9 protein-coding genes and 1 riboswitch are annotated in these 8,857 nt (G+C 60.0%); of the genes, 3 read left to right on the top strand and 6 right to left on the bottom strand.

Annotation, left to right across the window (positions count from 1 at the left end):
* On the top strand, positions 1–345 hold a 345-nt coding region (locus G485_RS29300), incomplete at its 5' end, for a transposase (protein WP_205620161.1).
* A gap of 138 nt (positions 346–483) precedes the next feature.
* Here G485_RS29300 and G485_RS0116720 read toward each other — a convergent pair.
* From G485_RS0116720 to G485_RS27015, 3 genes are all read right to left on the bottom strand, one after another.
* Positions 484–1,524, bottom strand: coding sequence for a FecCD family ABC transporter permease (locus G485_RS0116720; protein ID WP_027093467.1), 1,041 nt, complete (start codon positions 1,522–1,524; stop codon positions 484–486).
* On the bottom strand, positions 1,521–2,549 hold the full coding sequence (locus tag G485_RS0116715; protein WP_027093466.1) for an ABC transporter substrate-binding protein: 1,029 nt from the start codon (positions 2,547–2,549) through the stop codon (positions 1,521–1,523). Before G485_RS0116715 ends, G485_RS0116720 begins: the two co-directional genes overlap by 4 nt.
* 212 nt (positions 2,550–2,761) lie before the next feature.
* Positions 2,762–2,963, bottom strand: a riboswitch (cobalamin riboswitch).
* A gap of 87 nt (positions 2,964–3,050) precedes the next feature.
* A complete protein-coding gene (locus tag G485_RS27015) occupies positions 3,051–3,542 on the bottom strand; it encodes a DUF1904 family protein (RefSeq protein WP_084423354.1) in 492 nt (163 codons plus the stop codon).
* Between the two features lie 271 nt (positions 3,543–3,813).
* Here G485_RS27015 and G485_RS0116705 point away from each other — a divergent pair, with 271 nt between their 5' ends.
* A complete protein-coding gene (locus G485_RS0116705; protein WP_027093465.1) occupies positions 3,814–5,106 on the top strand; it encodes a VTT domain-containing protein in 1,293 nt (430 codons plus the stop codon).
* A 19-nt stretch (positions 5,107–5,125) separates the two neighbouring features.
* Here the strand turns inward: G485_RS0116705 and G485_RS30030 are convergent, their stop codons facing one another.
* The 3 genes from G485_RS30030 to G485_RS0116690 form a co-directional block, all read right to left on the bottom strand.
* Entirely contained in the window at positions 5,126–5,299 is a 174-nt protein-coding gene (locus G485_RS30030) for a hypothetical protein (protein WP_156922426.1), read from the bottom strand.
* A 170-nt stretch (positions 5,300–5,469) separates the two neighbouring features.
* The gene (locus G485_RS0116695; RefSeq protein WP_027093464.1) at positions 5,470–6,876 is read right to left on the bottom strand and encodes an NAD-dependent malic enzyme; all 1,407 of its coding nucleotides are present in this window, start codon (positions 6,874–6,876) and stop codon (positions 5,470–5,472) included.
* A 420-nt stretch (positions 6,877–7,296) separates the two neighbouring features.
* Positions 7,297–7,770 carry a GlcG/HbpS family heme-binding protein gene (locus G485_RS0116690; protein ID WP_027093463.1) on the bottom strand — a complete coding sequence of 158 codons (474 nt, stop codon included), beginning with the start codon at positions 7,768–7,770 and terminating at the stop codon, positions 7,297–7,299.
* 868 nt (positions 7,771–8,638) lie between these two features.
* On the opposite strand from G485_RS0116690, the gene G485_RS29295 reads away from it, so the two are divergent.
* The coding region (locus G485_RS29295) for a transposase (protein WP_027093462.1) at positions 8,639–8,857 on the top strand (219 nt) is incomplete at its 3' end.

Genomic DNA, 8,857 nt, shown 5'->3' with positions numbered 1-8,857 from the left:
CGAAACAAAGCCAGACAAATTCAGTTGAATGGTTCCTATCGTCATTTGCAAAAGTTGCGCGCTCGTTGTGAGCATGTGTTTGCCGAAAGCAAAGTCGTACATGGCTTGGATCGAGCTCGGAGCCGTGGGTTGGACTGCATGCAGGAACAGGCGATACTTACGGCAACGGTTCAGAATCTGAAAAAACTATGCCGGTTTAAGAAAAAACGACCTCAAACCGGTATTTCGGCATGCGAAAAACCGAAATCCGTGATAACGGAGGTAGTGTCAGGCCTGCTAGTTCCAGCGCTCGCTGGGTTGTTCTTCTCATTTTGCACGCCGGTTAGACGGCAAGAACTGACTTAATTCACCGGACTTCTAACGCCTTTCGCCTTTCATTCGCCTTCCGCTTTCGACTCCGACCTTTCATTCGCCTTTCTTTCGCCTTCCGCCTTCCGACCTTTCATGCGCCCTCCGCCTCCCATCTTCCGCCCTTCCCCCACGCTAAGCTCGGCCCCCGCCCTTCTTCCGGCGCAGCAAATACGCGAAGAAGGGCGCTCCGATGAACGCGGTGACGACGCCGAGCGGAATTTCCGTCGGGCTGAGCAGCGTGCGCGCGATCGTGTCCGCCCACAGCATGTAAGTGCCGCCGAGCAGCGCGGACAGCGGAATAAGCAGGCGGTAGTCCGGCCCGACCAGCAGCCGCACCAGATGCGGAACGACGAGGCCGACGAACCCGATCGTTCCGGCGATCGACACCGCGCCCGCCGTCATCAGCGTGCTGACGACGAGCACGACGACCTTCGTGCGTTCTACGCGCACGCCCAGATGCGCCGCCTGCCGTTCCCCCAACGCGAACAGATTGAGCGATCTCGCGTAAGCCAGGAGCACGGCCAGGCCGACGACCAAATAAGGCAGCAGCGCGCCCGCGAACGGCCAACCGCGCAAGGCGAGGCTGCCGAGCAGCCAGAAGACGATCTCGTTGACCACTTTGTCCGAGAGCGACACCATGAACGACACCATCGACCCGAGAAAAGCTTGCAGCACGACCCCCGACAGCAACAGCGTCTCCATCCGGATTTTGCCCTGATCGCGGGCGAGACGCAGCACGACGGCCAAGCTGAGCAGCCCCGTGCCGAACGCGACGATCGGGATCGTCCATTGGCCGAGTCCGGCGAACTGCATGCCCGTCAGCATGAGGAAGGCGGCGCCGACCGCCGAACCGGACGCCACCCCGAGCGTATAAGGGTCGGCCAGCGGATTGCGCAGAACACCCTGAAAACCCGCCCCCGCCAAAGACAGACAAGCGCCGACGACGATGGCCAGCGCGACGCGGGGCAAGCGGATTTTCAGAACGATCTGCCCGGACGATTCCGGCCAGGCCGCGAAGCCGGCGCCGCCGGAGAACCCCGGCACCTGATGAAGCAGAATGCCCCACACTTCCGACAGAGGCAGGCGGGCGGAGCCCAGCGACAGGCTGACGACGGCAGAGAAGAGAAGGAGCGCGGCAGACGCTCCTCCCCACAGCAGCCCTTTGCGGCTCATTCCTTCACCAGGTCCGGATAGATCGCTTGGGCGACGTCGAGCAGACCTTGGGTAATTCTAGGGCCCGGACGCGACAGCACGTCTTGATCCAGACCGATGACGCGGTTGTCCTTGATGGCGGTAATTTTGTCCCATCCGCTGCGGCCGCGAATGATCTCTTCCAGCGTCTTGCCCGTCTTCTCGTCCGTCACGCCGAGCGTATACAGAATGACGTCCGGGTTGCTCTGGACGATTTTCTCCTCGCTGATTTCGTTCCAGCCGGTCGTATCGCCCGCGATGTTCACGCCGCCCGCGACCGAGATCAGCTCGTCCATGAACTCGCCCTTGCCGACCGTCCAGCCCGGCGAGAATTCGACGTACACTTTCTTCTTCTCTTCCGGCTTCACGGAAGCGACGGCGTCCTTCACCTTCTGGATGTCGGCCTTCATGGAGGCGACGATCTCTTCCGCCTTCGCCTGCGTGTCCGTAATGACGCCGAGGTCCAGAATGTCCTGCATAATGTCGTCCAGCGTCTTCGGCTCGGTCTTGTACAGGTTCAGCTTCAGCCCGCGCAGCTTCTGCACGACCTCGTCCGGCATGGAGATGCCCGTCACGACAAGGTCGGGGTTCAGCCCGACGATCGCTTCCTCGTTCGGCTTCGTAATGCCGCCGACCTTCGGCTTATCCTTCGTCTCGGCGGGGTAGTTGTCGAAGTCGGATACGCCGACGACCTTGTCCCCGAGCCCGAGCGCGAACAAAATTTCCGTCTCCGCCGGAGACGTCGAAACGATGCGCTCCGGCGCCTTGTCGAACGTGAACGATTGTCCCGTCGCGTCCTGAACGGTGAGCGGGTATTCCGTATGCTTCCCATCCGCGGCGGAGGACGGAGACGCCGATTCGCTCGCGGACGCCGTCGGGCTGGCGGAAGCCGAGACCGACGGCGAGGCGGACGGCGAAGCGCCGCCGTTCTCTTCCTTGCCGCCGCACCCGGCCAGCACCGCCAGCAGCGCGGCCAGCAACATCAAACCTGTCAAATAACGCTTCATCCTTCACTTCCCCTTCATGAGTGTATGTTTTCAGCGGGAAGCGCTTGAACACGAACGCCAATCTCGACAAAGCCGCACATCAAGAAAACCCCCCGTTTCCATCGAGGAAACAGAGGGTCCGCCAATCAGGTGAGAGAAATCGCCAAAACGAACGGCGGCAGCCGTCCGACCTGGACCGTTCCTGATATAGCCGTTCCTTTCCGCGAAGGACACCTTGGCTTAGCTTCTAGGCAGGTTTCCTGGCTGTCGGGCGTTGCGGCTCCCCCCCGCCTTCCCGCTTCCTTGCGGAAGCAGTGGCCTGTTGGGAAGAGCCGCCCGATTTACAGTGGCGGGACCGCGCCGGATTCGCACCGGCTTCCCTTTTACCCCTGCAGCTCTCTCAAGCTGCACGGCACCTAGTCGCGATAAAGTCAATTCGTAGATCAAGCACAATCGCTATTGACGAAATTATAGCCTATTCGACCGGCAAAAAACAGCTTTTCTTTTCCAACCGCAAAGCTCCTACTCTCTCAGCGCATCCCGCAGCCGGGTCGACATGCCGCCTCCCGAAGCGGACGCGAGCGCCTTCCTCGCCTTGCGCAGCTCTTCCGCAAGCTTGCGGTTCGATTCGCGCAGCTCCTCCAGCTCCTCACCGGCCGAAGGCGAGTCCCCGGGCTCGCTGCCGAAGCTGATGCCGCCTGCGTAATAATCCCGCTCCCGGTACGCGCGGAACGCGATCTCCAGCTCCGGCAGGCCGAGCGCTTCGCGGATATGGCGATCGACCGCTTGGGCGAAGCGGTCCTGAACGGCCGGCCCCCGGTCGAACCAGGCGACCTCGATGAAAGGATACGAGTCGGCGAGCTCGCCGTCCGCCGATACGGCGGTCGTGTGCAGCACCTCCAGCAGAAAGTCGCCGCGCGGACACCCGCAGATGGCGGACAGCTCTTCCGTGAGCTTCCGGCTGACGGAACGGATTTGTTCGGGGCCGACGCCCCGGATCAGCAGATGAGGCATAGTCTTGTGAACTCCTGTTCGCAAACGGATGTTTTTCTTCCATCATAGCGCGATCTCCGTCGGGAAGCCAGCGAACGCCCCTTTGGCGGATGGACCGGCCGAAGGCGCTAACGGTTCGGGATCGGGGATTCGATGGGGGAGGAGTCGGGTACGCCGGGAATTTCGGGCATCGCCCGCCGCCGATTTGGTGAACGGAACGTCCGGGCTTTATACTAATAGAGAGAAACCTGGACCGGCCCGGGAACCATCTCTCTCATGGGGGGCGCGCGATTTGAGCTTTTTGCAGAACGCCATGGATCATTACGGATATTGGATACTCGGACTCGGCCTGATGCTGGAAGTGCTCGCGCTGCCGCTGCCGGGCGAATTCCTGATGAGCTACGCCGGACTTCTCGCGTTCCAGGGGACGTTAAGCTGGCCGCTCGCCGTACTGGCCGCCTGGATCGGCAGCTCTCTGGGCGTGACGGCCGCTTATTGGATCGGTTATAAGGCGGGAAGGCCATTCTTCGAAAAGGTCGGGCCCCGCATCCACCTCGGCGCGGACAAGCTGGACAAGGTGTCGGGCTGGTTCGAGCGCTACGGCAACAAAGTGCTGCTCATCGCCTACTACATTCCCGGCGTCCGCCATTTTACCGGCTATTTCTCGGGCGTGACGCGGCTGCCGTTCCGCATTTTCGCTACGTACGCCTATATCGGGTCGCTGATCTGGACGGGGCTGTTCATCACGCTCGGCAAAATATTGGGCCCGCAGTGGGAGCACTTCCACCATTCGCTGAGCAAATATTTTTTGTTCGCCGGCATTCTGGTCGCGGCCTATCTGATCGTCTATTCCTTCATCAAGAAAAGAAAAATCCGCTTCAAAGAGGCGAGCCTGCGCTGGATCGAACGCGGGATGGCTTCGCTGCGGTCCGTAAGGAAGCTGGAGTGGGCGGTCGCCCTGTCCTTCGTCGTCTGCGTGGCCACCGTTACTTGGGCGATCTCCGTCATCGAAGACTTCCTTAATCACGAGTTCGCCGAATTCGACGAGCTCGCTCCGCTCGTCGTGCACGCCGTGTTCGGTCCGGATTGGAGCCCCTTCATGCACGTCCTCCTGCGGTTGTCCCGTCCGGAAACGCTCGTCCCCGTGTTCGCCGCGGCGCTTGCCGCCATCTGGATTCGCAGCAAAGACCGATTGCTCGCGTACGGCTTTTACATGCTCGGGCTGTGCGGCGGCTTGCTCGGCGAAATGGGGCTGCGGCGCCTTTTCGACCGGGAGGGCCCGCTGGGCGTCCCGCTCTCGTTCCCGAGCGAGACCGTCATTCTGGCCGCTATCGTCTTCGGACTGTCCGCCTACTTCGCGGGAAGGGCCGCCCGGCACGGTTGGTTGAAAATCGGACTCAGCCTCGCCGTCCTGCTGGCCTGCCTGCTCGTGGGCATCGCCGCCGTCTATTTGAGCCAGGCGTACGCGAGCGACGTGACCGCCGCGCTCGCCTTCGGCGGCGGATGGATCAGCTCGGTCGTCGTGCTGTTCGAGTTCTCGCTGCTGATCCGAGGGGCGAACGCCTCCGGCCGCCCGCCCGTTTAGCGCCCGCCGCCGGCTTCCCTTACCGCGCGAGGAAGCCGACCGGCGCCGAAGCGCCGCCGCTTCCCCACTCGCCTTTGCGGTCCTTGGCCAGCTCGCCCTTCATCTCGGCCACGATACGCTCCAGGTCCGCTTCGCCTTCGTAGTGCTTCTGAAGCGCGGCCGACACGTACAGCTCGCCGAGCAGCGCGGACAACGTCTGAGGTAAGGGGATGAGCCTCCAAATGGAAAAAAAAGAGACGCAGGGGTATATTCCGAGTTCAGAAGTAGGAAATACGGCATAGCGTCGGTGAAGGAACTTTGTCTTTGAAAAGAAGCGAAGGGCTGAGCGGCCAGCCCTTCGCCGGCAATCGGCACTTGCTCCGCTTATCGAAAATCCGGTGGCGTCCGGCGGGCGACACCCGTCAGGATGGCCGTTTCGATGACGGCGTGCCTGACCTTCGTGACGACCTGCTCGTTGAAAATGCTCGGAATGATGTACTGGGCGTTCAGCTCGTTCTCCGTGACGACGGAGGCGATCGCCCGCGCGGCCGCCAGCTTCATCGGCTCGTTGATGCGCCGCGCCCGGCAGTCGAGCGCTCCTCGGAACAAGCCGGGGAAGACGAGCACGTTGTTGATCTGGTTCGGGTAATCGCTTCGCCCGGTCGCGAACACCTTCACGAGGGGAAGAGCCGTCTCCGGATCGATCTCCGGCTGCGGGTTCGCCATGGCGAAAACGATGCGGTCCGGCGCCATCGCCTGCACGTCTTCCGCGGACAGCACGCCGCCTCGGGAGACGCCGATGAAGACGTCCGCGCCGCGAATGACGTCCTGCAGCCTGCCGGCCTCCGCTTCGACCTGCGGCTGCTCCGCCAGCCATTGCCACATCGGATGGTGCGGATAGCTTCCGCCCCGTACGATCGCGCCGTCCCGGTCGACCGGCACCAGCCTGCGCACGCCCGCCGCCAGCAGCATTTTGCAGATCGAGACGCCTGCGGCGCCGATCCCGTTCACGACGACGCGCACCTGATCCATTCGCTTGCCCACCACCTTGAGCGCGTTCAGGATGCCGGCGATGACCACGATCGCCGTTCCGTGCTGGTCGTCGTGGAAAATCGGGATGTCCAACTCCTCCGTCAGCCGCGTCTCGATCTCGAAGCAGCGCGGAGAGCTGATATCCTCCAGGTTGATGCCGCCGAAGATCGGCGCAATCGCCTTGATCGTCCGGATGATCTCTTCCGTATCCTTCGTGTCCAGGCAGATCGGGAAGGCGTCCACGCCGGCGAGCTGCTTGAACAGCATTGCTTTCCCTTCCATGACCGGAGCGGCCGCATACGGCCCGATGTCCCCGAGCCCGAGCACCGCCGTGCCGTCGGTCACGACGGCGACCGTGTTCCGCTTGATCGTCAGGGAATAAGCTTTGTCGGGCGCCTCGTGAATCGCCGTCGACACCCGGGCTACCCCCGGCGTATAGACGCGGGACAGGTCGTCCCGATTGCGGATCGCGAGATTGGGCTGGACGGAAATTTTGCCGCCGAGATGGGCCAGGAATGTCCGGTCGGACACATTGATAAGATGGAGACCTTCGAGCTGCTTCAACGCCTCGACGACCTTCGCTTCCCCTTCTTCCGTCACGTGAACGGTAATGTCGCGGATGGACAGATCTTGTCCGGGGCGGATGACGTCGATGGAAGTAATATCCCCTCCCGCCCGGCCGATCGCCGAAGCCACGTCCCCGAAATGAATCCGGGCATGATTCATTTCCACACGCAAAATAATGCTGTTATAAGCCATGTCGCAAACGCTCCTTTGCCGATTTTGATGCCTTTTTCGAAGGACGAGAACCTGTCTTGTCTTTCTAGGATCGTCCAATCTGCGGCCCGTAAGACGTATGGGCTGCAGGGGTCGGTGCCGGATCGGATCAGCCGCGTCTGATTGTTGGCCGGGCCTGCGCGCAAGATCGCTTAGGGACTGCGCAACGCTAAATGGCTTCGTGGTCTGCGAAATTCAGCAACGACAACTTAAGGCTTCGTCGGAAGGGCCGCAATCTCCTTCGTCGGATCGGAAATTTTTGTTCCTCGCGGTCCCGGCGTATCTCTACATGACCGTTCCTTCGCTCGTCTCGCTGGCCGCCTGACGAAGAAAAACGAGCAAGGGCAGCTTCCGTTCGCAACGAACGGTAAAGCTGCCCTTTTGGCGCGAACACGCCGTCCGCTATTTCCGGATGTCCGTCTGCGCCAACACCTCGTAATCGGCGCCCAGATGCGTCTGCAGCGCCTTCAGCGCCGCCACGGCGACGGCTTTATCCTGCTCCCCGGTGCCGCCGCTGACACCGATACCCCCGATCACTTCGCCGTTCACGACGATCGGAAAGCCGCCGACGAAGATGGCGAACTTCCCCGGGAACATGGCGTGGATGCCGAACGCCTCCCCCGTCGTCGTCGCGGCGCCGCCCGGCTCGTTGAACAGATGGGTGGAGCGCTTGTGCGCGCTCGCCGTAAACGCCTTGGCCATAGCCAACTCGGGGCCCGTCAGGCGGGCGCCGTTCATCCGCTCCAAGGCGATGACATAGCCTCCTTCGTCGACGATGCAGATCGTCTCGAGCGCGCCCGCCTCCTGAGCGGCCCGCTTCGCCGCCTCCAGCATCGCCTTCGCTTCCTCCAGCTCCAGCCGTAGAACCGATCTCATCGCTCGCCTCCTTCGTCCATTTCGCGCTGCGAAACCGCGGGATTCGGTCAAATCAGCCGATGGCTTCTGCCGTTGTTCCCTGATCTGATCCCGCCAATATGGTGGGGCCCGTTCGGATACAGAAGGCAGACGGTCGAGCAAGTATTCAGCATGACGCCAGCTTTTCGCCGCAAGTTACTTGTCGATATTCTTCGTCCACCTTAAAAAACTTTTATTACTTTTTAGTGATTTGATTGCAATTAATTCCTTATCTTGTGAGTTTCTATGATAACGGCTAACGATTAGATTGTATGCAACACTGGGCTGTTCCTTGCCCAGTGACTTGCTGCAATAAATAAGAGCCGATTTCCGGGCGACTTTAGCGGGGACAAACTGGAAACCGACTCTATGCGCTCTTGCCCGGCTAATGCAAAGCACATTGCCTAGAAGCTTTTATTGTAAGTTCAAATGCTTTGTACAGTCCAGAGAGTAGCCAACTACGAAAGGAGGGTTCATTCCTGCTCTTGTCTTTTAGAGGCCAGAGGCAGCTCGTAATGCAATGTAAATCGTATTACACAAAATCGTAACTGGTATTGGTTATGAAGAATATCAAGATACCGACGAGAACAATGCATGGTTTAGATACGTAATTGTCCATGACACTTGGGACAACACTCCAAAAGACGTTTACATTTACTTACCGCAGCTGTCTTGGAACGAGACGGTAAAGGTTATACCCAACTAGAAATGAAAAGGAGTAGCCGTAACAGGCTACTCAGACTGTCGAGAAAATCTCGGCGGTCTTTATTTTTGTTCCTTATATTTAACGCGGCACCGCGTTAATATGGTATAATTTAGTTAATCATTATCCAGAAAGCGTGGTGCTCTCATGCTCTACACTCATCAGCCCGACCCCCAATTGGATTATGAATTGGTTTGCATCGAGCACATGGTCCCTGAGGATCATCTGCTGCGTTATATCGACAAGTACATAGACTTCACGTTTATTCGAGAAAGGGTACGCCCCTACTACAGCGAAACCCATGGCCGTCCTTCCATTGATCCTGTCATGCTCTTCAAAATGCTATTTATCGGCTACTTATACGGG

Origin of the sequence: Cohnella thermotolerans DSM 17683, assembly GCF_000429825.1 — a bacterium.
Classification (GTDB): domain Bacteria; phylum Bacillota; class Bacilli; order Paenibacillales; family Paenibacillaceae; genus Cohnella; species Cohnella thermotolerans.
Note: the sequence above shows the minus strand (reverse complement) of the source record. Positions and strands in the feature narration are given on the sequence as shown.